Origin of the sequence: Leptothoe sp. ISB3NOV94-8A, assembly GCF_043421595.1 — a bacterium.
Classification (GTDB): Bacteria; Cyanobacteriota; Cyanobacteriia; order Phormidesmidales; family Phormidesmidaceae; genus Leptothoe; species Leptothoe turfae.
In genome coordinates, this window is the sequence record NZ_JAXSQW010000004.1 from 196190 (window position 1) to 222720 (window position 26531).

The following is a 26531-nucleotide window of genomic DNA, read 5'->3' on the forward strand; positions in this document are numbered from 1 at the left end:
AGATGGACGCGGGGACAGGGGGACAGGGGGACGCAGCTTCAGATAGATCTCTGCATCCCCGCGTCTCCCTGTCCCCTTTTTCCAGCCTTTCTCTAATCTAAACTGCTAAGCTCAACCCACCGCTAGGGTCGGAAATATCAGGCACAATCTCAAAACTGTTCGCCCCAAGGGCAGAAGCTTGAACATTCTGCAGCACTGCCAGCGTTTCACCAGTACTGGTGACGCCCAGCAGAGTATTGTCACCATCCTGAGTCAGGCTAAGGTCAGCAAACACCAGCTCACCCTCCATCAGGCCGATGCGGTCAACGCCCACCTCAAAATCAAGAATGGTATCGGTGCCATCGCCATTGCCAAAGACAAACAAGTCGCTGCCGCTACCGCCAGAGTCGTTATCGCCTACGAGGATATCGTTGCCAGTGACACCCATTAGGATGTCATCACCGGCATCACCCCAAATGTAGTCATCGCCGGCATCACCGCTGAGGATATCGTTACCAGATTTGCCACCGATGCGGTCATTGCCGTCGCCACCAAAGATAATATCGTTACCGCCAGGTTCACCTGTTTGAGCATCGCGGGAGTTGCGATCTCCCCGCAGCACATCATCACCGCCGCCGCCTGTGATGATATCGTTACCTGATTCACCCGCTACGGTGTCATCCCCACCGCCAGCGTCAAGGGTGTCGTCAGCATCCCCACCTACCAGCGTCTGACCCAGTTCAAAATCACCGCTATTGATGGCGTCGGCTGACACATTTTGCAAAATGGCCAACACATCGTCTGTACCAGCCAGGGTGATAACAGTGTCTGCACCCTCCTGAATAATAGCCAAGTCACTAAAGCCAAGAATCCCGGAAAAATCTGACTTTAAGCCGACTAGCTCAAAACGATCGCTAGCATCATAGTTTGTAATCGTGACAATGCCCTCACCAGCACCCAGTCTAAAGGTATCGCTACCGCTGCCAGTGGTAACAGTGGTTTGACCAATGGATACTAGGAAATTGCCCTGGTTAACAATGGTATTAACCGTGTTGTTCCCCCCACCCAGGTCGAGGGTATTATTGCCTGCACCCGCATGGACAATATCATCACCACTGCCTGCTGTGACCATATCATCTCCAGCACCGGAGGTGATATGGTTATCGCCCTCACCGACATTAGCCGTCAGGTCACCCTTGACTAAATTAACCGTGTCATTACCTGCATCAGCGGTGACAGTAGTCGATCCGTCACTGGCGGTCACAAAGTTGTCACCGCCACCCAAATCAACGGTGCCACTACCGATACTCACAATATCGTCACCGTCGCCAGCAGTTACCGTTTGATTAAGGCCACGAGCTGTCAGAGTATCATTGCCTGCCCCTAGAGAGAAGGTGTTGTTATCTCCATCAATCACCAGCAGATCGTCATCGGCAGTCCCCGTAAAGGTTTGATCCCCCCCTGGTGCCGGGACATCCACATCGGTGGCAACTTCAACCTTACCAAAAACGCCATCTCCTGGATTGTTGCCGATATCATTACCGGCAGCAAAGTAGAGATCATTGGTTTCACCAAGGCTGCCTCCATTACCAAAGACTAAGCCCCAAAGACCGTCAATAACGATGGGGTCACCGTTGCCATCCCGTAAATAATCAACGGCTTCTTGCGTCGTAGGATCAAAAGCCACGATAGTGCCATCCCCAAAATTAGACACCAGCAGCATGTTGCTGTATTCGCCAAAATTGTCGGGGGCTGCGACAAATCCCCAGGGCGCATTTAAAAGCCCTTCATCATCCCAAATGGCGATCAGGTTACCGTCTAAATCAAATTCGGCTACTCTGCCCAGGCCAGGTTCAATGATTTCATCCCCTGGAATAACCGGCGATGGAATCGCATAGGCAACCAATAGAGAGTCGTTAACGTTCTGAATGTTGTAGGGGGCATACCCTTCATCAATAAAGGGATTAATAAACTCAAAATTGTCCGTAATCTCAGAAAAGTTAGCGTCATAAACTTCAATCCCTGGTGTAGGACCAAAATCGACCACATACAGACGATTATCGCTTTCAAAGTTGGTAATCGCCGACCCGTAATAGATGGATTGTCCCAGTTTATCCACCACCACTTCAGACACTAGGGGGCGATCAACAGTGCCATCATCATTGCGGCGCTCGGTCCAGGCAGAAATACCGCCATCGCTAGATACAAAGATAAATTTGCTGGGAGCAGTGATGTCACCATTGGGATGCTCCTGGGTGATGATAAAATCACCAGATCCATTAAATACTTGTCCCGTTGGTCCAGACAGCTCAAAGGGATTAAGTGGTGTGGGAGAAACCTCTACTACTTTAAGACTATCCTGATATATAGGAACACCGCCAACATCGCCAACATATTCGGTCACGGTACCGGTACCGGAATTGTTGATCCAGAAGTGACCACCCAATCCTGCAGGTCGAATGGCAATTCCCCAACCTAAACTGACATAAGGATCTAGTAGTTGTGGATTGTTATCGGGATTATTGGACACTAAATTAGTGACCACATAGCCTGAGTCATTGTCAATTAGATTCAATGAATCGCTATTCATAAACAGTATTATCCTTCGTTGACTTGGAAACGAATTATTAGCTGAACTCTAAGGTGTCCCCCTGGAATCATATGAGTACCTTTCTCATAGTTGTTCCAACATTTTCTGGAGAGGCTATGCTGCGGTTGCAATATTTTGCAAACACAAGCTCTCGAATGTAAGGTTTGTTATGAAGCGTAAATAATAAGGGTCTGCAAAACAGCTCCAAGCGGTATTTTCTTAAGCCCTTCAGGTATTCTGGAGATTGAAAATACCCTAGGTAGTCTCATTTGAGAGCCTTTAAGTTAATTCAAAACTTTTTCTTAAAATTAACGGAAAATTTGTCTGGACTGAGCCTACTTAGATATAATAGAAAAGCTTTATTTGACTTGTGCGTGGGCAATCCAGATATAAAAGCAAAGAAAGCCAGTCAGAACACAGATGGAAGCCAAAAGACTATTCCAAGTAAGTGGAATGAGCAAAAGAGAGCTGACTAATTCAGTAAAAATCAATCCTAGTAGAACGATCGCAATGTGATGACGTTGGGCATAACTGCACAAAACCGCGCCGATAGGAGCCCCCACAACAACAATAGGCACCGAGGCCAGCCAATATTCTCGAACAGGGAAACCAAAGTCGTTAAGGAATAGGCCGTGCAGAACAAACCCTGCGATCGCATTAATTGCCATCAAGGCAACTGAAGTCGGCGTGCTAATGCTCTCGCACATTTGAAACAGCAGCACCATCACCGAAAAGGCAAAAATATCAATTCCCGAACCCACCAGCCCACTAATGATCCCGCCGACAAAGCCCGTCGTCCACCAAATAGCCCGTTCTTGATGTCCCCAAAAAGGATGCAGAATACACCGTTCACTATTACGTAGTTGAATAAATACCATCACCAATCCAAAACTGCTTGTCATCATAGTGAATGACAACCTAATAAAATCAGGAGGCAGCCGAGGTTCCAGCAACAGCGTGCCAATTACGATACCTATCAAGCCACCGTTGCTGGCCCACCAAATGAGTCGCCAGTCTATCTTAGTTTTCATGGCGATGATGGTAAGCGTGGCAGCGGTCATGCCCACACTTTGAATGGCGAGGGCAAATATCTTAGCCTCGTGGGGTGGTACCTCCAAGAGTTTTGTCAGGACAGGGAATGCAACGGCTCCGCCACCCATGCTAGTACCGCCTGCCACCATCGAGCCAAACAGCATCGTCAATGTTATCGGCCAATAAGCCTGCAAAATATTAATAATAGAAGTCGGTCCTAAAAGGATAAACCAGACACTCCAGACGAATGAGGCAATCAAGAGACAGATGCTGAGTTTATGCTTAGCCGCACTTGCTAGAGCCTTCATCTTAAAAACACTCGCATGGATTGATGACCTCCGCGCTAGCACTTTGTGATGGAAGCAAGGAGCCGAATACTCCAACAGATAAAGCTTCACCCAATGACAAACACAAATAAGATTTAGATCGAAAAAGTTGTTTAAAAAAGGAGTTTTTTCCTGGATACTGTTTTTTCACTACTAAGTTTGTTCTCTGCAATAGATTCAGTTTCAATCAGGTCTACCAACAATAATTGCTTTAAAATAAATTCAATAAGCTGAGTCAAGCTACTATCATTAAAAAATTGTTCAATGGGAATTTGGATCTGGAGATGTTGCTCAATATGGGTCCTTAGAGTGAACACCATAAGAGAATCAAGATACGCAGCCATTGATTCCTGAGCATTGAAGTCAGAAATTGGGCGTTGAAGATAGGTCGCTAGCCATTCTAACAAAGCTATTTCTAAGATTTGCCGACTTTGATTAGGTCTGGCGTTTAAAATTTTTGAGCGGGAAATATAGCCCACCTGAGACAACGAGGATTGAGGAGCAGCCTCACAATAAGATGTTGCGATGTGCTGTGTAAGTTCTTCATCTAGGGGAGGAGCTGGAGTTGCTCCAAGTTTTACATCTCCCCATCGTATAACCATTGCTGCCGCTGTTGATGCTGCGCCAGTCGTATAAACAAGCACTAAATCATCTTCTTGAAACTTGGCATTTTGCATCCCGTGATACAGGTTTGCAATCGGCGAAACAGGACCAATATTTGCATAGTAGGGATAGAGATTTATAGTGTTATTGGAATCAATTTCTAGTGCTTGAGTACAAACGTTTGCATACCAAGCAGAGGGTGTATTAAATGAAAAAAACTTTATTTGCTCAAGCGTTACCCCAGCAGCAGTGAGCGCTCCCTCGCAACATATTCGAACAAATTTAACAGCCGTTTCAGCAAGAGAACTGGCGTTTTCACCTGTGCGCAGACAAATACGTGGCTGGTCTTGTGCATTGATAGCAGGCTCGTAAATATAGGCTCCTCTTGTTTCTGCAGTATGTATCATCTTTGTACCCAAAATCCCCTGATGTGGTTTCAGCGAACTAACGACAAATGCCCCTGCTCCGTCACCCAATGACCACGAAAGCGTATCATCGTCTGCTCTAACATTTGAACCAACATGTGAAACTACAACTAAAACATGTCTGTGCTCGTTAGCCTTTACTAAAGCACTGGCATTCTGCAATGCTACTAAAGCACTGGAACATGTTGCTTCCAAGTTCCAGGCTGGCGCTTTCAGCCCCAACTGTTGGGACAAGTCAGAGGCATCTTGTAAGCCTAAAGACTCTGAAAAAATAGAAGTGACTATTAGTAATTCAACCTCATCTGAAACTAAGCCAGCCGCCGACAAAGCATCTTGAGCCACACGATACTCGAGGGAGCGTGACGACTCTTTAGCTCCAATTACTCTTCGCTCCACACTGCCTCGAAATGGATCGGGCAAATATGGTGCAACTGCACGTGACCAGATATCAAGCCCATCTGCACTAGGAGTAAATTGACGAGGGCGTTTAACTCGAACCCGTTTTGGTGCACTTAGAGGTGCCTCAGATGACAACTTTTCCTGCCAATATTCATTAGTTCGAATTGTATCTGGAAAACATAATGCTAAGGAGCGGATTCCAACTGCATCCATTACCATGATATAACTCCTTTTAATGATCCTTGAATCTCTTTTAAAGGGAAATACTTGTCAAATCCCGACACTGTCACATCAGGAAAAAAATTCAAAGTTTCCCAAAAAGTATTTTCAGCTTTTCAATATGCCCCTAGCTGAGACGATAAATGCTCTTATGCAACCAAACCTAGGTATGAGCTTATGCCGAGAAATTTCAGTTAGGGCAGAAGTTATAAGCCCCTTGGATCCTAAATCCACAGCTGGTCAGGATTTTCTAGCCCAAACAAATATCCCGAGACTATTTGACCTTAACAAGGTCTAAAATCTAAACAGTCTAAAGAATTGCATAACTTGAGTATCTCGCTTTGTATCAACCAAATTGAAACAGCGTACCCTTTGACTTCTCCAGTATTTGGTGAATATTTTTATCGCTCTTCAGAGGCGAATATATCAGTGTTGATAATACTCTCATTATTAACAGAGAAAATGACTGATTGCAATACTTTATCTTTCTAAAAGCTCAAATTAATCGAGCTAGGTTGAAAAATATTAAAATCATCTCGCATCTAACAAATTATCCTATGGTCCTTCTAGATATAGATTTATAGCCTTGGTCATATTGGTTAAGGCAGTTCATCTCCCACGAGGGCATTCAGCTACAAAGCCAATATGACGAGCAAACTTCTTAATGCATCAGAATTTTCTAACCCTATTCACCATCAGAGTTAACATTTCCAGACAAAATAATAATATTGTCGGTAAATCTATAAAAAAAGGTCTGTATCTGTTTGGACAGAATACAGACCCTTGGCAATTTCTTGAAAATTACGATTATTTACGCTGGTTAAGAGGTCTTGACCAACATAAATAACTCTTACACCGTACTTACGACGACATCTGTTGTCAATGCTATATCTGTTAGCGCACCACTGCCAACAAATGTGACGTCCATCCGCGCAATCTCAGACACTCCCAAGATAATCTCTTGTATACTATTATCAGCTAAACTTGGAATATCTACAGCTTCAATTAAGTGATTATTTTCGTCAAATAACTGAATAGAACTGCCTGACTCTTCTATATCTAGGAAGCCAACACTGGCAACATTGACTAGCTCATCCCACTCAAAACGTAGAGTGCCACCTCTGGCATTGTCATCGGGGTCATTACTATCCCCATCTTCGGAAATAATTAGCACGTTCCCCAACTCGGGTGCCAGTAGGTCGTTATCGCCGCCTGTGGGCTCAGCACTGTCGAAGATCATTGCTCCATAGGGATTATCCGGTGTTGAAACCTCTAGCCCCTCAAATTGATCAGTGATAATAGTGCCAGCCGTTAATACGAGGTCATCAGCCATCTCAAAATCGATGACACTGATAGAACCAGGATTCACATCTGGTAACTGACTAATAACGGTAACGTTTTGATCAAGAGAATCACCTGTGCCATAGACATATTCAAATGCAGCCTCATCTTCAAATAAATGTGCTCGTAAAAATAAGGCACTCCAACGAGCAATTGTCTCTGTTGCAATGGCTTGATCTAACGTGGAGCGGCTTGGCTCACGTAAAGGATTATCCTCATTTGTGATGCTGTAATGGTTAGCGCCCTCAACAGTGATTAAGGCTTTCGGTGGATTAAGAATCAGGTCGTAGGTTTCTTCACTAAGAATAGATGGAACTACACCATCCAACTCACCGACTATCAAGCCAGTCGGTATATCGTCGTTATTAACTGGCAGAGCCTCTTCCGTGAAAGTGTCTCTAAAGCTTGCCGCATAAAAGATGCCTGCCATTAATTCTGGCGGTCGAACATAGTCTTCGTCTTCAGAACAAAATTCGAGTAGGCAAATGTCTTCTTGAATAGCACTTAATCCAGCTGCGCCACCAAAGGAGTGCCCTAGCAGTCCCATCTTATCTGTATCAATAATCTCAAAAACTGGAGACGAACTGTCTGTATCCTCTAATAGCATTTGTGTTAAAGTCTCATTCACTTGCTGCTGCTCGGCAAGCAAGCCAGATAACGAGTCCCCAGTCGGAGCAACTATTGTTCGTTCGTTATTAGGAACTACGACAACAAATCCATAACTCGCTACTGTAGAAGCGTAATTTGAGTATTCTGCCTTATCCAGAAAAGCCCCCTGAAGCATTAAAGCGATAGGAAATTCAAGACTATCTTCAACGGGATCAGGTAAAACGGGAAAATAAATATCTACGGGATCCTCTGCCGCGATCATCGTAGTGTAACTATCAACTTCATAATCAGAGAACTGTGTTATTATTGCCATATTGCGCTTCTAGAATCAATATTCAGAACGACTGGATAAGTTTGTTGCCGATAAGCCTGCTGATAACTTTATTTAGGCTCGAATATTGGCTTAACACCAAGGAATGACAACACACCAATGCATCAGGTTTTAAAGGTAGTAAAAGAGCGTAGCAGTATATCCAAAGAACTTGTTTCTAGCATCCTCCAGAACCTTTCATGGAAAAAGATGTCTCTACTACATTACCAGTATTACCCATACTGCCCAGAAAACCTAATAAATAAGTTAAGGAAAAAATTTGTAAGTTGTAGCACCCTTAATAACAGTACTCGCCATCCCTAGGGCACTAATGCCCAGGAAAAGACCGAATCACTACCTGAATCTTTGATTGACCCACACACATAGCTGAGATCGCGCCATCAGCAGGATACCAAAGCTTGACTGTCCAACCTACAGGGGCTTGGTCAATCTTGGCCGGAATCACTAATTTGGGTTCGGGAAGCCATGCAATCTCTATATCTGTCATGGGATAGCTCAAGCCCAACCCAATAGCCTTGAGGTGAGACTCTTTCAAGGTCCAGTATTTAAAGAAGCCTTCCAATCTTTCGACATGGGATGTTGGTAAAGTAATTTGTTCATTTGATGTGAGGCAGTACTCGATTAACCCCTCCAAGCGAGTTCGGAATTTATCCAAGCGAGTTCGCGAGGAGATCTGTTCAATATCTACGCCCAGTAGTACTTTGAATCCGATCGCATACACGACCCATTCACCGCTGTGAGATAAATTAAATTGTAAAGACCCATCGGGAATTGCCAAACGAGGTTTTCCGTAAGAATTGTAGGCAAAAACCAGCGATTTGGGTGCACAGTCAAGATAGCAGGCTAAGAGATAGCGTAATCCGCCTCGGCTTAGAATAAAGCGTTCTCGATCTTGGCATCTGAAAAATCTCTGGGCACGCTCACATTCATCATTAGATAGCCACTTAAACCAGCGATCAAGTTCAAAGCGAAAACAAGGTATGTGTAGCTGCCAAACGTGAATATGCGAGCAAACCGGTAACGTCAGATTCATTGGAGATGATGGACTGATGGAGTCATCTGTCTTGTTATTGAGTTTTTCAACTAGGAGACTCAACGCAGTTAAATTTCATCAGTTTAGATAATAATCTTTTGGGAAACAGGGGATCATGGGGAAAGAAATGATTACCTGGAACGGGTTCTAGGCTAAATGTATTCGTATGCTGCTGCCAGGCTGCCACATCTGCCTGAATCGCAATGTCATCCCATTGTCCCCAAAAGCAAGTAATTGGACAATCTAGCGGAGCACTAGGGCGATATTGATATGTTTCCAGTAATGAAAAATCTGCCTTCAGAGCAGGGAGCATTAAGCCCATGAGCTCAGGATTATTCAAAACCTCTTCAGACGTGCCACTATATCGTCTTAATTCAACAATGAAGTCAGGATCAGGCAAACCATGTATTGGTTTAGTATCCGGTGGTAGATGAGGGGCGCGGGCTGCTGCTGCCCAAAGATGTTGAGGAGTAAGCTGAACTGTCTCTTGTAGCCATCGACAAAACTCAAAAGCAATCCGTGCTCCTAGACTATGGCCAAAACACGCAAAGGGAACATCTAAAAAAGGTAATAATTCAGGGCCTAAGGCTGACAGCAATAAATCAATGTTAGTAAATGGAGTTTCCAATAGACGCTTACCTCGTCCAGGCAACTCAAGTGCACATACCTCAACTGTCGACGGTAATAGTTCAGACCATTTATAAAATACTCTGGCCGAACCACCTGCATGTGGAAAACATAGCAATCTCAGCTTAGGATGAGATCTTGGATGGAAACAAACCATCCATTTATTCATCAAAAATGTCTCTCTCATAAGCTCAAGTAACAAAAATATGCCCTATATGCATGGTTTTTATCGAGTAATTTTCCCTTGTGACAACATGAGACGATCAACCTTACCATTTGCTGTCAACGGAAAAACATCCAAGACCTGAAAGTCTGATGGAACCATGTATGACGGCAATTTTTTTTCGAGAAAACTGCGAACTTCTTCAATGTTAAGAACGTGTCCTCGGTGAAGAATTATATAAGCTGTTAAATATTTTTGATGCTGTTGTGTTTCTGCAACCGTAACTACGGCATTTTGTATGGAAGGGTACTCTGTAAGTACGGCTTCAATTTCTCCGGCTTCGATGCGGTAGCCCCGCAATTTAATTTGAAAGTCAACTCTACCTAAAAATTCGATATTACCATCTGGTAAATAACAACCTAGATCTCCAGTCCGGTATATCCGCTCACCAGTTCGAGGATGATTAATAAAGTTAGCAGCTGTTTTTTCATAGTTGCGCCAGTAGCCTCTAGCTAACTGCACACCGGCACAATACATTTCTCCTGGAACCCACACCGGACAGTCTTCAAGATTATCATTTAAAATATAGTACTTCGAATTAGCCATAGGCTTCCCATAAGGAATACTCTTCCAATCAGGATTGACTGAGCGAATTAGATAACCAATATTCCAGATTGTAGTTTCAGTGGGTCCACCAATACTTAGAATACTTAAATCAGGTGAGAGTGCTTTTAGGCGATTCACTAGGGAAACTGGTAGCCAATCGCCGCCCAAAATTGCTAAACGTAAGCTCCGCGGTAGCTTTTCAGACGTAATATCAAGATAATTGACTAGCATTTCCATCATGGCAGGCACTGAATTCCATAGAGTTACCCGCTCTTTGATCAACAAATCAAGCCAGTGACGAGAAAATTTAACAGCAGCAGCATCTGGCATCACAATGGTTCCTCCAGCTACTAAAGGACCAAAGATATCATAAACAGATAGATCATGGTTGAGGGCAGTGAGTGCTAAAACCCGATCTCTGGAATTCACCTGAAAAAGCTGATTAGTATGGATAACCACATTGACCACATTACGATGGGTAACCATTACCCCCTTAGGTAAACCTGTGGATCCAGATGTATAAATGACATAAGCCAGATCATCAGGACTTTGGATTAGCGATAATTGAGAATAATTACCCTGGTGAAAATGTTCTTGATCAAGGGCTAATCGACGGATCGACGATGGCCAGGATAGCTTCTCGTCTAGCCATGACTGAGTTATAGCAATGTCTACACCGCTATTCTCTAAAAGATATTGGAATCTTTCTGGCGGTAACTCAGGATCAACTGGAACATAGGCAGCGCCAGCAGCTAAGATACCAAGCACCGCAACAATCTGTTCCCATCCTTTCTCCATAACAATTGCTATTAGATGATTAGGTCGGACATCTAACTGTCTTAAATAATGACCTAATTGGCTAATGCGTTGATATAAAATTTCATAAGTGAATGATTGTTTTGGGGTAACAATGGCAATTGATTCGCCCTGCTGCTGAACCCGTGTAACAAATAAGCTATAAAGTGTCTCCTCAGATAACGAGGTGGATGTCTCATTAACTGTATCCCTCTGCTCAAGTTGAGTGCAAGGAATCATCTGCAATGTATTTGCATGCCAAATGTCTTCCTCATAAGCCAGGCGTTGTAATAAATGGCAGAGAGACACTAGCATATCTTTAGCCATGCCAGGTGGAAAGAGACCTTCATCAACATTTAAACTAATAGTTAGCGTGTTGTTTTCTTCCCGATATCGACATTCTAAATGAGCAGGAACTGTCACAGCTGGGACGGCTATATCATTCTTTGTGGCCACATCTTTTTTAATTTCTGTAGGCTCAATAAAAAAGGATGTAGCCAATATAGACTTTAGCTTTTCTAAGGAGTTTTCAGACAATGAGGTTAGTTGTTGAAACTGAACTTCTGATCGATGTTTTGGATTATCTCTCAAGCGTGTTGCGATATGCCTAGCTTTATTCCCAAAAGAGTCAGAAGCAGAGTGATTGATCTCTAGTAAGGTGAATGAATTATTACCTGGCTTGAATTGATTAGCTGCTAACCCGAATTCGGCTTTTGCACCGATATCTGGAGCTAACTGTTCAACCACATTAATGGTGAAGTGAGAGTTTTTACTCCAGGCTGTTAGAACTTCAACGTAGCTTGCTAACACAATCTCACTAGGCATTAACCCAGACTGCACAGTCTGTTCTCGCAGCCGAAGCCAGGTTGCAGAATCAACTTGGTGACTATACTGGATCAGCTTGGGATTAAGCTTATCGAGGTTTCGTGATAAAGGTAGTTCTGGCGCTAACGGTAAAGCTTCAATACGATGTTGCCATAAATCCAGCCATTGATTATCAGACTTAAGACCCTGATAATCATTTTCTTGATAAAGTGAGACCAAAACAGATGGACTGTTCATACTCATACTTCTTTCCTTAAGCCTAAATGATAGAAAATCTTGATTAAATAAAAGGTGGAGATCAATTTAATCTGGGAAATTTTGGTAGGTGGAAATATAGAATGCAAGAGCTAGAAGTATTAGCCCTGCTGCATTCTATATACTATCTCCTTTTCCCAGAATTACTCCCCACCTTGAATTGATACTCATAAAAGATTAAATACCTATGAGTGTAGCGATCATATTGCGATGGATTTCAGACGTACCAGCATAAATAGTACCAGCAATAGAATCTCGGAGTTCCCTCTCTAATTCATAGTCAGTCATATACCCTCTAGCACCATGAATTTGGATGGCATCCTGACAAATTTGAAGCAAACTTTCACTGATAAAAACTTTAGAAATCGAAGCTTCCAAGAAAGCTCGTTTACCTTCTTTCTTCAGCCATCCTATTTTATATAGCATTAGCTTTGCTAGCTCTAATCTCATCTTCATATCAGCAATTTTGTGGGAAATTCCTTGAAAAGAACCAATGGACTGGCCAAACTGATGCCGTTTTCTAGCATAGTTGACACATTGTTCCAAGATTCTTTCCATCACGCCCACCTGGCTAGCAAATAAAAATCCTCGTTCCCAAATAATTGTTGACTGGAAAATATTATAGCCTTGCCCCTCCTGACCTAAGCGATGGTCAACCGGTACCTTACAATCTTGAAAAACTAATTCACCCATCGGTGCCGTACGAAGCCCTGACTTTTCCCACTCTTTCTCGATCGTCAAACCAGGTAAATCTTTGTGGATGATAAAAGCAGAAATTCCTTTCTGAATATCTACCTCTGAGTCAGTACGAACAAATGTAACATAGACATCAGCAATAGGAGCATTGCTAATAAACGTTTTGGTGCCGTTTAAGATGTAGTAATCTCCATGACGGATAGCTTCAGTTTTCATCTCAAAGGCTGCTGAACCGGACGTTAACTCTGTTAAAGCATGTCCTCCAAGAGATTTTCCTCGACAAAGAGATGGTAGATACTGTTGCTTTTGAACCTCAGTGCCAAAATTGGCGATTGAGACGGCACAACTCCAAAGATGATTGTTGATGGCAAATACTAAGCCATTATCTTTGCAACCATAACCTAACCCTTCTAAGCCCAATATAATCGTCAAAAAATCTAGATCCTGTCCGTCATACTCCTTAGCAATTGGCCAACCTAAGATGCCAAAGTCGGCACATTTTATCCAACCTTCTTGATTAAATTCACTATTCCGATCTCTCTCAATTAACCTTTGATTTAATTCCGTTTGAGCAAAGCTAATGACTGACTTACGGAAGTCAAGTTGATCTGAATCCCAAGCAAAACTTATACTCATTATGAGAAATAACTGGCAATTATGATATGCATAAACTTTGTAGTACTCGACAGCACAAGTTAATACACTGTCGCTGATACCAAAGGGGCAGAGAATACATCAAAACATTAGTGACTAGTGGTGACAGAGACTTTGTTCTCGATCAATCGAGTCATCGCATTAACCGTCCTAAAATTTTCAAAATCAAGTTCCTCATCCCTGATAGTCAACTGAAATTCTTTCTCAATGAAGAGAACCAGCTGCATGGCAAACATAGAATTAATAAAACCGGTTGCGAAAATATCTTCATCTTCTTTCAATTGATAATCGCTAAAGTGACCTGATAGAAACGAGTAGATTTTTTCTTTTATTTCTTTCATTTTTGTTAACCTTATTCAGTAAAAATGACCTCAAAACTTCGTGAATATTCAAGGATAAAAGCTTAATCAGATACCTTTTGCCCTTGAATGTAGGTGTAAAAACCTTTACCATTCTTACAGCCATATAGCCCCGCATCTACCATCTTCTTGAGTAGGGGACAAGGGCGATACTTGTCGTCATTAAAACTTTCATACAAAACCTCAATCGAATAAAGAATAGTATCCAAACCAATGAGATCTGCCGTCTCTAAAGGCCCCATTTTATGGCCAAAGCATCCTTTAAATAACCGATCGATTTCTGCAACAGTAGCAACCTGATCTTGTAGGATAAAAATTGCCTCATTGATGGTCAACATCATGACTCGATTAGTTACAAACCCTGGGGAATCATTGACAACAATCGAGTCCTTACCCATTTGTCTTAACAATGTTTGAGCACTTTGAATCGTCGCGTCAGCGGTATGGTAACCGCGAATCACTTCCACCATGGGTTTAATTGGAACAGGATTCATAAAATGCATACCAATTACTCGATCTGGCCGCTGAGTTACTGAACCGAATCGTGTAATGGAAATGGCTGATGTATTAGCTGCAAAGATAGTCTCAGCAGGACAAACTTCATCTATTTTTTCATAAATAGTTTGCTTTAAATTCCATTTTTCTGTGGCATTTTCAACGATAAATTCAACATCTTTAAGTTGTTGATAATCTGTGGAAAAAATAATTTTATCAAGAATTTCTATAGTACTCAGCTCAAGAGAAATGTTAGATTTAGAGGCTGAGAAAAAATTTTGCATGCGTAGATTTTTTCGTATTTCGGCTTCAGCTCTTTCCAAAATCCGATCAGCAACATCTAACAACGTAACCTGATGACCTGTCTGGGCTAAATTTTGGGCAAGACCAATGCCCATTGTGCCAGCACCAATAACACCAACTGATTGAATCTTCATAACTGCTATTTCAGAACTCAGTGAGTATATGAGGTAATGTAGACTCGCCATCACTAATCACTCATCGTCCAACATTTCCCCAAAGTGGATTGGAATAATGTTTTTTACCCTAACCCCTTGGTTTGAGCCAAGGACAATCGCATTAGTTAACGCATAGGATGGCGTGTGACTCTATGCTCTAATTCTTCGCCGATCAGCAACATTTTACATCTCTCCGTTAAGGACTACTAATAGCTGATCGTTAGGCCGCTTTTGAATATCCATGCTCTGCTAAGGATTTTCAGGAACATTGTCTTGACCAAGTACTTTTACAACAACAATTTTCCAGCTAAACAGTCTACCAAAAAGTGAAGGTGGCGTTCTCCAGAGAATGAGTTGCAGTGCGCTCTGTGCGTGAAACAATGATGATCTAAAGATTCTCTCAGCTCATTTCTTAGTTGTTGAAAGCGGCTGATTTCTACCAAATAAATTCCGTGACCAACTACATCAGGATAGTTAACGTCATGACCAGACTAGCTTTAAGATAGTTGGCGTTTAATATCTCAAGGCATGAGAGATAGAGTCGTATGAATATCAGATAGGCTTGAGCTTGAACGATTAGAGCAGTCACTCAAGCTTCTTCTCAAGATTTCAAAACTAAATTGGTTAACATTGTATTCATCTTATTAACAGACTCAGTGTACTCATTTTGAGGAATTGATTCAGCTACAATTCCTGCTCCCGCATTCAGATAAGTACGTTCACCATATTGATAGGCTGAACGAATTGCGATCGCTAGATCTGCTTTGCCACGACTATCAAACCACCCAATACCTCCAGCATAAAGACCTCTGGGCTCGGATTCCAAATGATTTATCCATTCCAGAGCTTTATCTTTGTTGATACCGGAAACTGTAATTCCTGGAAATAACACTTTTAAGGCATCCCAAAAGGTTTTATCAGGCTGCAGCTGGCCACCAACTTTTGATGACAAATGTTGTACACATCGGTACCTTTTAACCTCCATAAAGTTGAACACCTGCACTGTACCTGGCAAACAAACGGATGTAATTTCATCCTGTGCTAGCCACACAGATAAGGCATGCTCTTTAACCTCTTTGGCATCTGTAAAAAGTTCCTTGCTCAGCTTGATATCTTCCTCTAAAGTACTGCTACGAGGTCGAGTCCCTGCTAAAGGATTAGTCGTTACAAACCCATCTTGACTCACCTCTACAAGGGTTTCAGGGCTAAAACCAACAGCTTTTATGTCCTTAAAATCCAAACAATAGGAACGAGCTGCATTATTTACTTTTGAGCCAACCTCGTAGGTTCCTAAGACATCTAAGGTACCAGAAATCTCACGTGATCGAGCAATAATAGCTTTATGCAAGTGTCCTTCTTTAATAACATTAACCATTTGATTGACAGAGCTTTGATAGGCCTCTTGATCGCTATCATCACATATCAAAGATGCTGATTCAAAGCTGGGCATCTGACCATCAAAAAAGAGTTGGTCTCTAATTGTTTCTAGAGGTTTAGTTGTTTTAATCCTGACCCCCTCTTTGGTAAAGCGTAACTCAGTTTCAGGAATAAAAAAATGGCAAAGCGGTTGGTCAATTGCCTTAGAATAAGAAGAATAAAATCGGGCTATATCAAAGGCAACATAGCCATAAGCTGTCCAATCTTCAAAGCGTAAGGAATTCAAAAGATTCTCGACTTGTTTAAGGGGATCACTAACAGGTTCAGATTTAGATGCACCTAATCCCTCTAAAGAAATCTGTTCCTGAGTGACTAAAACTTTTGCTAACTCACCCCCAGCTATACAAGTCTCGTCCTTTGACTCGTACATCATATACTTAGAAAATATTCCGGTTTGGAGAAGATTATGCAAAATAATCACGGGTTCTCTTTTGCCAGGAATAAATGTTTCATAGTACTTGGTCGAAGGTTTAAAATCCAGTACCATTCATTTTCTCCTTTTGGGGTTACATACTTTTCAACAGACTAAATTAGAATTCCTGGTATTGCTTAATTGGCAATAGCTAATGGAGGTTCAGAAAGCATATTTTTCAACATCTGTCGATGAATTTTTCCTGTGGATGTGCGAGGTAGGCTATCCAAAAAGAACATACGTTTAGGTGTCTTAAAATGGGGTAGTCGCTGCTTGGCGAACTGATAAATCATTCTTTCTAATTTTGGGGAAGAGATTTGCTCTGGCTTGAGACTAATATAGGCGACAATTTCAGTTAACTGCTCACCATGGGTAGAGGAGGACACCACGGCAACTTCATGGATGTGTGGGTGCTGATGCAAGACCTCTTCTATCTCCAAAGGTGAAATCCACTGCCCTTTAACTTTAAACAGTTCATCCTTCCGTCCTACGAACCAAAAGAAACCATCACGATCTCGTCTATACCTATCTCCAGTTTTCATCGTAGAACCATGAATTGCCTTACGAGTCTCCTTCAGGCGATTCCAGTAACCTAACATCAGGCTAGGACCGCTAACTTGCAGCTCACCAATCTCACCAATAGAGCAAGGAAGCCCTTTTTCATCGACAACTTGAACTTCGTAACCAGCCACAGGGTATCCAGAGCTACCTAGTCTTGACTTTCCTAATTGATTAGAGAGAAATATATAAAGAAATTCAGTTGTGCCAATTCCCTCACAAATTTCTAGATGATGAGTATCAAACCACTTCTGCCAAATACTGTTAGGGAGTTTTTCAGCAGCCGATACACACAAACGTAGACATGAAGAATCAAAATTAGAAATGTCCTCCACCTCTAAAAGATCGGCATATACACTGGGTATTCCAAAGAAAACTGTAGGTCGATAGCGTTTAACATCATCAACTATATCAAAAGCACTTTTAGTAGCAGAAAGTACTGAAGCAGCCCCCATCGTCATGGGTAGGTATAGGCTATTGCCTAGCCCATAGGCAAATGCCATACTGGCAACCGAATAGGTAATATCATCCTGACTTAAACCAATAGTACTTTGACCATAATTTTGGGCACAGAAAAGAAAGCTTTGATGTGCATGAATGACGCCTTTAGGCCGCCCTGTACTACCCGATGTGTACAGCCAAAAAGCAGGCTCATTGGGAGATGTTTGAGCATGAGTCATCAATTCACTTCTATGTTCAAGCGATGACAAGAAGGGATTTTCACCATCCACAAGCAGGGTATGACACAAATAGTCTAATGGGAGAGATACTATTTCTTCTTGCCATACCTGAGCTGTTAGCAAAACCTTACTCCGAGAATCCTGAAGGATATAACCAATATCTTCTACGGAACAGGTGGGGTTAATAGGGACAGGCACAGCGCCCAACCAAATTGCACCTAAAAAGAAAAATATCCACTCAGGTTCATTTTCAAGGAGAATACTCACTCGATTTTCCTGCTCTACACCTAGATCAGAAAGTAATTGAGCACTACGCTTGACCAAACTATTTACTTGGGTATAAGTATACGTTCCAAGTCGAGTATAAAAAGCGATCCTATCACTATACTCTATGTTTAGATTACCCTCAATGAGGTATGCAGCAAGATTAAAAACATCAGGTAACTCTTCGTTGACGCTTTTCATGGCAATTGTCCTATGGTTCCTGCAATCATTAGCTAGCTGATTAAGCTGAAGTCAACTTTAGGCTCACCAACACAAAGGTTTTGTCGTTACACAGGGCGAACACACTTTGCAATAGAATCAGTCGGTGGATTGTTTAACTTCCAGTTTTCAATCTCTTCTTGAGACCATCTACGATAAGGGCCTCCTTCTACAGGCTCTGGCAGGTTAAGGTCAATTCCTAACTGATTTTCGAGCCATTTTTGGAACAAGTAGTGATACGACATAACGGCACCTCCGTCACCATGGGGACGATCCCACCGGGCCAGCAATGAATCGCCAAAATGAAACTCGGTTTCCTCTCCGTTGTAAATGTGTCGAATGACGGGATGCAAAAATGCCGCACAGGAAGTGTCTACCGGATCAGAGGGGCCCATAAAGGTAATAGCTGGGTCTTTAAAGTTATCGAAACCAAACTCAAGCGTAAAAACCAGGACATGTTTTCCGTCAAAATGGCGTTCTCTTACATGATTGAAGGGAAGTTCCTCAAAAATCGTCGCTTCCGTCATATCATCGGCTAGGACAACAACATCCGAAAGAACACCAAAAAGCTGAAAGATAGCAGACGCGATGCTAAATCGTTCGTACATCCAGTCCAAAAGTTTATCCCAATCTAATGGTTTTATCGTCTTGCTGGGCAGAGGAATATTTTCATAGCGCTCCTCTATAAGCTTGAACAGTGTTCGTATAGCATACCGGAAGCCATGTATGAAAGCAGATGAAGCTTTTCTATCAATGCTCTGCATGGCCGCACCGATAAAGAACATGTTAGGAACATTTTCCGATTCCCAGATGGGAGTCATCTTTGGAAACTTACCTCGTTTCCAAGATAATGGCATGGCCGATTCATCAAAGAGTTCTTCATCAAACCAGCGCCAACCAGAACAACAGATTATGTGGTCATACTCACGAGTCAACTCAAGAGAGCCAGGAATATCTGAATTTGGATAATCATAGCTATGATTAGTTTGCAAACAACCATTTTCCAGACGAGTAATTCGCTTTAATCGAGGATTTAGTACAGCATGTAGCGACTTTAACTGATACATATCAAAGATGTTATTGTTAACAGCCCTCACATCTCCGACAAAATGAGTATTCCATGCGAACTTGATAGGTTCTTTAGCAAAGACGTGAACGAAGCTAGCAATCCCTGATAAAAACTCCGCTGTTTCAAACGCTGAATTACCTTGTCCAATAATACAGACTCTCTTGTTCCGATAAGTTTCTGGATCGAGGATCTGATCATCATAAACTGTAGCCAGCTCAATGCCTTCAATATCATCTGGCAACAGCGCTTTCACTGGGCCTAATCCAAGAAAAAGAGCTTCACACTCATAATGGACCCCATCCTCTGTTGCGAGATGAAAGTGCCCATTGTCATAGCGCTTGATTTTAGAAACCGTAGTGCCGTAAGTAATATTTAAATCAAAGTGTTTAGCAAAATCCTGAAGATACTCGTAAAGTCGATCAGCACTTGGGAATAAATCATCTGAGTACTCAGTAAAGCGCATCTCTGGATCATCAGACAATAATGAATTCCAATCGTGACGCAAATTAAAATCATCCTCAGGGAAATAATTATTCTTCTTATTGATGGAGATAAGCTTGCGATGTAGCGGATATTTAGAAAAAAAGGACCCTGCAGTTTGATTACGCTCTAAAATGACATAATCTTTCTGATTTTTTTCCATAAAATAGCCAAGCTGCAAGCCACTCGGACCGGCACCTACAATAATGTATTTATGACGTCTAACATCCATAACTATCTCGGCTCCTTGCTTCTTGGAAATTCTTTCAACTCGAACTGAGCAGATCTACAGAATTAATCACAAAACAGATTTACTGAAACTTCACATATCTTTTGGTACAGTAGATCTGTTTTGCGATTTTCATTGATTAGGGAATTAATCTAGTTACGCCAAGAACTTGTCACACGCTATCTTAGATTAAATCAAAACTGCCTTAAAGCCTCTAAAATCCCGAACCAATCCAAATAAAGCGATAGCTTTATAGAATCCTAAGTCAGATGGCTTTTCAAAACAGATTACATATCCAATTGCCTAAGATTTATCCTAATAAAATCTTAGGCAGAATCTCTAGAAGAAAAAAATGTCTTACGCTTAGTTGAAATTCCTTAAGCGAAAACAAATTATCAAAGCACAAACAGCAACTCATATTTTAAAGACTTACCAAAAACAGCAACACCGAAAAGAAGTGCTTTGAAGACCGACTTTACACCGTATGATCGTCTTTAAGTAATCACTCCTGGGATCATTTGCTTGAACTTCTCAATCTTAACCTGCTTGTAAACCTCCCAATACGGATCATCTTTAACAAAGTCGCTTGCTTCAGAGTCTGACTCGACGTTTAAGCAAATACAGATCACAGTGGTATCAGAGTCTTCATCATAAGCAAGTCCACCAAAAGCAATCTGCTCCAAGTGATTTCTCATGTAAACACGATGTTGAGGTCGCAACGAACTCATTAGCTCTTGCCTATCTTGATCTAGCAGGCAGTGAAGAAAGTAAGCGATGATAGCACCTCCTAATCTCAAATCTTGATCTACTACAAAAACTTACTACAAGAATTATGTACTCTCCAAAAATCTTGAGAATCGTCCAAAAATAATTGAAAGCTAATCTTTTTCAAAAAACATTCAGCAGCTATATCACTTAACAACACAATAACCTAAACTAAGCCATTGACTGTAACAAAGTGCGTTCCTCTATATTCTATTATAAGAAAAGATTCTCTCATAACAGAATGGTAGTTGACTCTACAGAGCAAGTCAACTATTTAAATATGCAGAAAGCCTGGAAACATCAAACAACTCTTCATCAATACTGACCATAATAGCCTTTACTCATGGATTGAGAACTTTTTAAATGACGATGGATATGAACTAAGACAATCAATCTTAGCTATCACTAATCTAGAATCACTCTGTACCCGTCTGTCAAAATCTAGGCTTGAAAACTAATTTTCCATGTAAACAATCCTCAACAAGCTAATCCCATCCACATGATTCACAATCTCTCCAAAAACAAGATGAGTCTGCTTAACTAGCATTTTCAGAATCTTTAGATATGGATGAATTGATTAAATCGCAAACCTCACTTAAAGTCTTATCTCGACGGCCTTCTAGCTTAATCCTGACACCAAATTTCTGCTTCAGTACAACAGCGACTTCGACTATTTCTGTCGAATCCAACTGTAAATCCTTATAAAGGAAAGAATCTGGATTAAGCTCATCTGTTGGAATACCTAGCTCATATAAAATATCCATGAGCACATTCATTGGTTGTAATGCATTCATAAATTAAATACTTCGATAAGTCAATTAAATCTTTTCTAAGAGGTGAACAAGTTGTTTAACTGTTTGATGCTTCCATCTCAATTCTGAAAAAAGTGGAGTATGGTTCTCTCAATCTAGTGCTTTAGGAGGGTTAAACTCCAGTACGTATCTTCTAGATATATGTTATCCAGCTTTCGTTATTGTCACTTCTACCCATGACAACAAGGAGCCCTCCAGATTCTCAAGTCAAATAAGGAAAAGCTTGACCCAAAAAACCTTAACCAGGAAACCAAGGCGTCTCATCAGCAGGAAAAACGATAATATCGCAAACGTAACATTATAGATTGAACATCTACTGCTTCAATCGACAGGGATGCTAAAATAAACAACTTTCCCCATTCAACGATCAACTCTAAACTTCAAACATACAATTCAGAGAGATTGAAAAACGAACAGCTAGTTTAGATAAACCTAGAAAACAGATGAAATATTCAAGCCGACCAGGAAAAGTTAAGTAACGGTCCATTTCCATGTAGCCTGAATTTTAAAGTATTTCATTCCTCTAAACAACATAAGTGTTGCAAAAGCTTTTTCAAATCACTTAACCTTCAGAATTGACTCTTTAAAGGTTACCTAGACTACTTATGACAGATGAATGAGTGACTTTTTTCAGATAGACCAATCAAGAAAGATTACCAGTAGCTAAAGAACCTTTCAGTGGATCTACTTAATAATATACTCTATATCATACTTTATGACGTAAATCTCATTGCTTTACATTCCTTTGCTATTTGATTAGCGTTATCAGACTCCAAATAATTCTGGCAATGAGCTTAGATTTAGCAAGTTATCAATCCTATCGCCATTTGACAGCGCATCGGTTATATATGATTCCGCCGCATTACAGTGCCGATTTAGCAATTGAAAGCTATCTCAAGCGATATGTAATATAAAGGGGGTATGGCATCTATTGACATAAATTCTCAATAATGCTTTATTACTATTGGCAAGCAAAGAAAGTATGGAGATAGAATCTAGGATAAACATAGAAAGCTAAGTCAACCTGAAAGGCTACAGTCGGGGTGTTGTCCTAACACAACGATTCATGGCTTTTGGATGATGATTTTAGCGATACAACAGAAGGTTGAAGACGTGTACCACAATTGATACGTTCGGTTTAACGTTTTGTGCTGCAATTACGACTACCAACGTTCCTGAATATGTTTGAGACAGTAGGTTCTTGAAAAAGTCTCTTACACAAGTAAAGTCACTGCAAGTGAGTATCTCTTTTGGGGCAATGGAGTTCATCGGAGGGGTAAACTTTATCCAATGAGCTATGAATTTATTTGATGGATTGTTCAGGTCGCTTTATGCCATAAGGAATCAAAAGTCCCATTCTGCCAAAGGATGCTGGGTCATCGAACGGGCCTTTGAGGATGGAAATGTTACCGACCATTGATTAGAAGCTATAACTCCTAAGAAACACAAACTAATCAACCCTAAAATAGACTGATTGTCGACAGAATCACGACAATTGTGTTTCTTGCCGGTTGAGCGAACAGCCCTGCTATTCGTAAAAGGCTCAGATCTTGCAACTGGCGAGGCGGCGTTAGCTCACCATGGACTCAAAGTTGCACGGCTAATCGAATCAAAACCCACTAAAGGGGTTGAGAGATCGGTAAAAGCTCTATATCCAGAGCCCTACGGCCAAGTTTTCACCTTAGCAGACAGCCCTTAATTAGCGTTGGATTTTGAACCCGACGTGGGTTATTGCCTCATCACCAACATACGTGCAAGAGCTGAGTATAAGAATTTAACCGAGTCATCCAAAGTGATGGTTCACAAAAGTGATGGTTCACAAAAGTGATGGTTCACATTTTAATGACTCAATTGATTCTTCGGAAACGGGCATAATTTCATAGCTTCCCTCTCTGCTCGTTAAAATAGTTTCTTACGCTAATCTTGCTGGCTAACAAAGTGATTTTAGAGAAATGCTCAGCATTCTTCAGGCTTCCTCCGAATAAGTAAGTGTAAAAGAGAGTAAGTTCATACATATGTTAGGAACATATCAATAAGTATGACCTTAGACTGAAATCTCTTATTGAACTTACTCATTGACAACATCAAACTTTGCACACAGACGTCATGAAAGTAAATTTCTCTGTTCGAAATATAGACGAACTATTTGCCGAATTGAGTCATCAAGAAGATTTAGCGATCAGTTCAGAAGAATATGAGCATACGTTGATATTTCCGTCGCGTATTTGCAATGGTTTGGTAAAGAGTTATAAGTTACGTCCAGGATTTGAGCTATCGGTACAAAATACTTTATTTCCAAAGCGTCTTATCTTAGAGACTGAATTTAGCCACCCGGCATCTTTGACTCTCGGCTTCTGCGTTTCAGGCAGTTCCAGGGGAACGATCAAAGGGGTCAAAGAGGAATTGAGCTTCAAATCAGGGCAAATTGGCTGGGGTGTTACATCCGATACACTTGGGACAATTGAGTATTGTGCTGGAAAACCATTTTCATTTATCAATATCTCCATGGATACTGAAGTGCTCGATACTTTATTGAATGGCCGTGCTGAGTCGCTCCCTACCCAATTTCAGCGGCTTATGAAAGGGAAAGATAGGTCCCCTTATTTACAAACTGATTGGATGACGCACACAATGAAAATGGCCATGCAGCAAGTCTTAAAGTGCCCATACCATGGCCTCACAAAACGTCTTTATCTAGAAAGCAAAGCACTTGAAGTATTCGCCTGCTTTCTAGAGCATCTTTCATCTAGTGCAAAGACAAAATCTCGAACTCCTGCCCTCAAACCTACTGATATCGATCGAATTCATTGGGCCAAAGAGATTCTGTTAAATGATTTAGCTCATCCACCTTCATTAGCAAGCTTAGCTAAACTAGTTGGTCTAAATGATTACAAGCTCAAGATTGGTTTTCGTCAAGTTTTAGGTAAAACTGCTTTTGGCTATCTTAGAGAGCATAGAATGCATCATGCTAAAGACTTACTTGCCACCAGGGCGCTCAGTATTGTTGAAATTGCACGAGCTGTCGGCTATGCTAGTGAAACGTCTTTTAGTGCTGCATTTAAAGAGAAATTTGGTGTGCCCCCGACTGTTTATAGAGCATCGATCTTTTAGGGAGCCTGAGAAAAGAGGTGTTGCTGAATTAAGGGGTGAATCTAACGGGCATCGGTAACACCGCCAAACTCCAGGTAGTGAGTCAGCGACCAGTGGGAATGTTTCAATATATCCAGCAACTTTAACTAGTAAAGGGGGTTGTAATGAGGTTGAACGATGTAATGTCGTAATTCAATATACCCTCCTATAGGTATTGTGTATACTCTAATGCACATCTGAAATGAATTGAAGATAGCTCTCTTGAGCCAAATAGTGGACGCAGGCCAAGTCTATCTATTAAGCGTTGAGAACGGAACAAGGTTGTTGTTTTATCGAGAAAGCCTTGGGGCGGTTCAGAAAGGATCATTGTGCTAACGTCTTAGTAACCTGGAACACCTAAGGGTCCACACTAACTGTTCTTGAACGGTATAGTAACCGCTCAAGAAAAAGGATTTGATAAACTCCAATTTTAGACCTGTTGTGCTTGGGCAACATAGTTCCAATGAGCAATCCGAATCTCGAGGCCCAAGTCATGGGCCAACAGCTGTAAATCTTCTTGGAAGATCTAGTGGCTAGCACTATTGCTATCGCCTGCATCACACAAGGGGCTAATTGAGGTAGCCGTGGGATAGTCGTTGATGCCATGCTGAGTCCACCAATGATAGATGGAGTCACAGGCAAATTCCAAGGTGTCTCGACTGGTCCCAAGGACGACTCAAGAAACACAAACATGTCATTGCTATCGATACCCCTTTTCTGATGCCGGTCATTGTACGCGGTAAGCAGGGGGACCAGGCAACTGCTCAAAGAGCGGTGTAGCTATTTCACTGAGTATCTCTTGACCGGCTCTCGGTACGGGACCGTCCCTTGTGAGATACGCGTGATTTGCACCTATAACAGGCGAATGTTTCCGCTCGCGACCCTGCTGGAGTTTATAGCCCATGCCGTTAAACGATACTGTCCCCTCATCCAGGCTGTTTTCTTATCTACTGAACCATAACAGTGTTCATTTATGCTCTACTGAGGATAGATGATGATCCGTTTGGGATAGGAAATATGGAAATATTTATTGTGATGAACTGATTACTGCTTTAGTCCTGTAGTATTAACTTGGGTCAGATAAGAGAGGATAAGGTTAGTTAATGAACAAACATTTGCGGCCTAAGTAGCTGGGTTTTGAAGCATAAATGCTTTTTCAAACCCTAGGCTTAGCGAATTTTTAGATTAACCTGATAGCAAGATGCATGGCTCACAATTTAAATTCTTGACTGCTTATACATAGATGAATACCATCTGAGAATCGTTACTATTGCACTCTGTAGATAATCCTGTTGGAAAAGGGAGGTATCTTGAGAAGAAAGACTCAGACGAAAGATAGTCTTCTAATAGTTAGAATGACTTTGCTAGCTGTGGAGTATACGGCTAGAGTAAAGAAATTGAGCCTACTCAATAGGTGAATCAACTGTCTGGGTTTCTCCATGTAATTTTTACGGGAGCGAAGGTATGGAATATCTATCCATTGCCTTCAGAAAAGTATTGTATGGATGTTAGGAAACAAGTGAGAATTATAAAATTTAGGCGGATGGCCTTCCACAACCTAACGTTCCATCTGTTGTTGCAAGCAACGTCCTAATCTCTGTGGTAGCAATTTTTGAGCTGTCATTGAGGTAGCTCTATGCAATTGAGAACTTTATAT

Annotated in this window: 16 protein-coding genes and 1 pseudogene; 1 reads left to right on the forward strand and 16 read right to left on the reverse strand. The window is 41.5% G+C overall.

The window, feature by feature from the left end; all coding sequences use genetic code 11:
- Nucleotides 1-97: 97 nt before the first annotated feature.
- The 15 genes from SPB21_RS34455 to SPB21_RS34525 all read right to left on the reverse strand — a co-directional run bounded on the left by SPB21_RS34455 (nucleotide 98) and on the right by SPB21_RS34525 (nucleotide 21727).
- A complete protein-coding gene (locus tag SPB21_RS34455; protein ID WP_163697743.1) occupies nucleotides 98-2569 on the reverse strand; it encodes a TIGR03118 family protein in 2472 nt (823 codons plus the stop codon).
- Nucleotides 2570-2928: 359 nt separating this feature from the next.
- A complete protein-coding gene (locus SPB21_RS34460) occupies nucleotides 2929-3909 on the reverse strand; it encodes a sulfite exporter TauE/SafE family protein (protein WP_163666358.1) in 981 nt (326 codons plus the stop codon).
- A 131-nt stretch (nucleotides 3910-4040) separates the two neighbouring features.
- Nucleotides 4041-5573, reverse strand: coding sequence for a 3-oxoacyl-[acyl-carrier-protein] synthase III C-terminal domain-containing protein (locus SPB21_RS34465; protein WP_163666356.1), 1533 nt, complete (start codon nucleotides 5571-5573; stop codon nucleotides 4041-4043).
- Nucleotides 5574-6423: 850 nt separating this feature from the next.
- On the reverse strand, nucleotides 6424-7836 hold the full coding sequence (locus SPB21_RS34470) for an alpha/beta hydrolase family protein (protein WP_163666354.1): 1413 nt from the start codon (nucleotides 7834-7836) through the stop codon (nucleotides 6424-6426).
- Between the two features lie 325 nt (nucleotides 7837-8161).
- Nucleotides 8162-8887, reverse strand: a complete 726-nt coding sequence (locus SPB21_RS34475; protein WP_163666352.1) for a 4'-phosphopantetheinyl transferase family protein — start codon at nucleotides 8885-8887, stop codon at nucleotides 8162-8164.
- A 46-nt stretch (nucleotides 8888-8933) separates the two neighbouring features.
- Nucleotides 8934-9701, reverse strand: a complete 768-nt coding sequence (locus tag SPB21_RS34480; protein ID WP_163666350.1) for an alpha/beta fold hydrolase — start codon at nucleotides 9699-9701, stop codon at nucleotides 8934-8936.
- Nucleotides 9702-9740: 39 nt separating this feature from the next.
- Nucleotides 9741-12140 carry a non-ribosomal peptide synthetase gene (locus tag SPB21_RS34485; RefSeq protein ID WP_499869569.1) on the reverse strand — a complete coding sequence of 800 codons (2400 nt, stop codon included), beginning with the start codon at nucleotides 12138-12140 and terminating at the stop codon, nucleotides 9741-9743.
- A gap of 195 nt (nucleotides 12141-12335) precedes the next feature.
- The gene (locus SPB21_RS34490; RefSeq protein WP_499869571.1) at nucleotides 12336-13490 is read right to left on the reverse strand and encodes an acyl-CoA dehydrogenase family protein; all 1155 of its coding nucleotides are present in this window, start codon (nucleotides 13488-13490) and stop codon (nucleotides 12336-12338) included.
- 107 nt (nucleotides 13491-13597) lie between these two features.
- A complete protein-coding gene (locus SPB21_RS34495) occupies nucleotides 13598-13849 on the reverse strand; it encodes an acyl carrier protein (protein ID WP_163666346.1) in 252 nt (83 codons plus the stop codon).
- A 62-nt stretch (nucleotides 13850-13911) separates the two neighbouring features.
- On the reverse strand, nucleotides 13912-14799 hold the full coding sequence (locus SPB21_RS34500; protein WP_163697758.1) for a 3-hydroxyacyl-CoA dehydrogenase family protein: 888 nt from the start codon (nucleotides 14797-14799) through the stop codon (nucleotides 13912-13914).
- A gap of 622 nt (nucleotides 14800-15421) precedes the next feature.
- Nucleotides 15422-16744: a salicylate synthase gene (locus tag SPB21_RS34505; protein WP_163697761.1), complete on the reverse strand. Its 1323-nt coding sequence runs from the start codon at nucleotides 16742-16744 to the stop codon at nucleotides 15422-15424.
- A gap of 62 nt (nucleotides 16745-16806) precedes the next feature.
- On the reverse strand, nucleotides 16807-18372 hold the full coding sequence (locus tag SPB21_RS34510) for a benzoate-CoA ligase family protein (RefSeq protein ID WP_163666340.1): 1566 nt from the start codon (nucleotides 18370-18372) through the stop codon (nucleotides 16807-16809).
- A gap of 86 nt (nucleotides 18373-18458) precedes the next feature.
- Nucleotides 18459-20171, reverse strand: a complete 1713-nt coding sequence (locus SPB21_RS34515; protein ID WP_163666338.1) for an NAD(P)-binding domain-containing protein — start codon at nucleotides 20169-20171, stop codon at nucleotides 18459-18461.
- Nucleotides 20172-20662: 491 nt separating this feature from the next.
- Entirely contained in the window at nucleotides 20663-20851 is a 189-nt protein-coding gene (locus SPB21_RS34520; protein ID WP_163666336.1) for a hypothetical protein, read from the reverse strand.
- Nucleotides 20852-21469: 618 nt separating this feature from the next.
- Complete coding sequence (locus SPB21_RS34525) at nucleotides 21470-21727, reverse strand: acyl carrier protein (RefSeq protein ID WP_163666334.1); 258 nt, start codon at nucleotides 21725-21727, stop codon at nucleotides 21470-21472.
- A gap of 2124 nt (nucleotides 21728-23851) precedes the next feature.
- Here SPB21_RS34525 and SPB21_RS34530 point away from each other — a divergent pair.
- Complete coding sequence (locus tag SPB21_RS34530) at nucleotides 23852-24856, forward strand: helix-turn-helix transcriptional regulator (RefSeq protein WP_499869573.1); 1005 nt, start codon at nucleotides 23852-23854, stop codon at nucleotides 24854-24856.
- Between the two features lie 544 nt (nucleotides 24857-25400).
- Here the strand turns inward: SPB21_RS34530 and SPB21_RS34535 are convergent.
- Nucleotides 25401-25538: pseudogene (locus tag SPB21_RS34535) on the reverse strand (ISAzo13-like element transposase-related protein); the annotation flags it as partial.
- Nucleotides 25539-26531 lie beyond the last annotated feature (993 nt).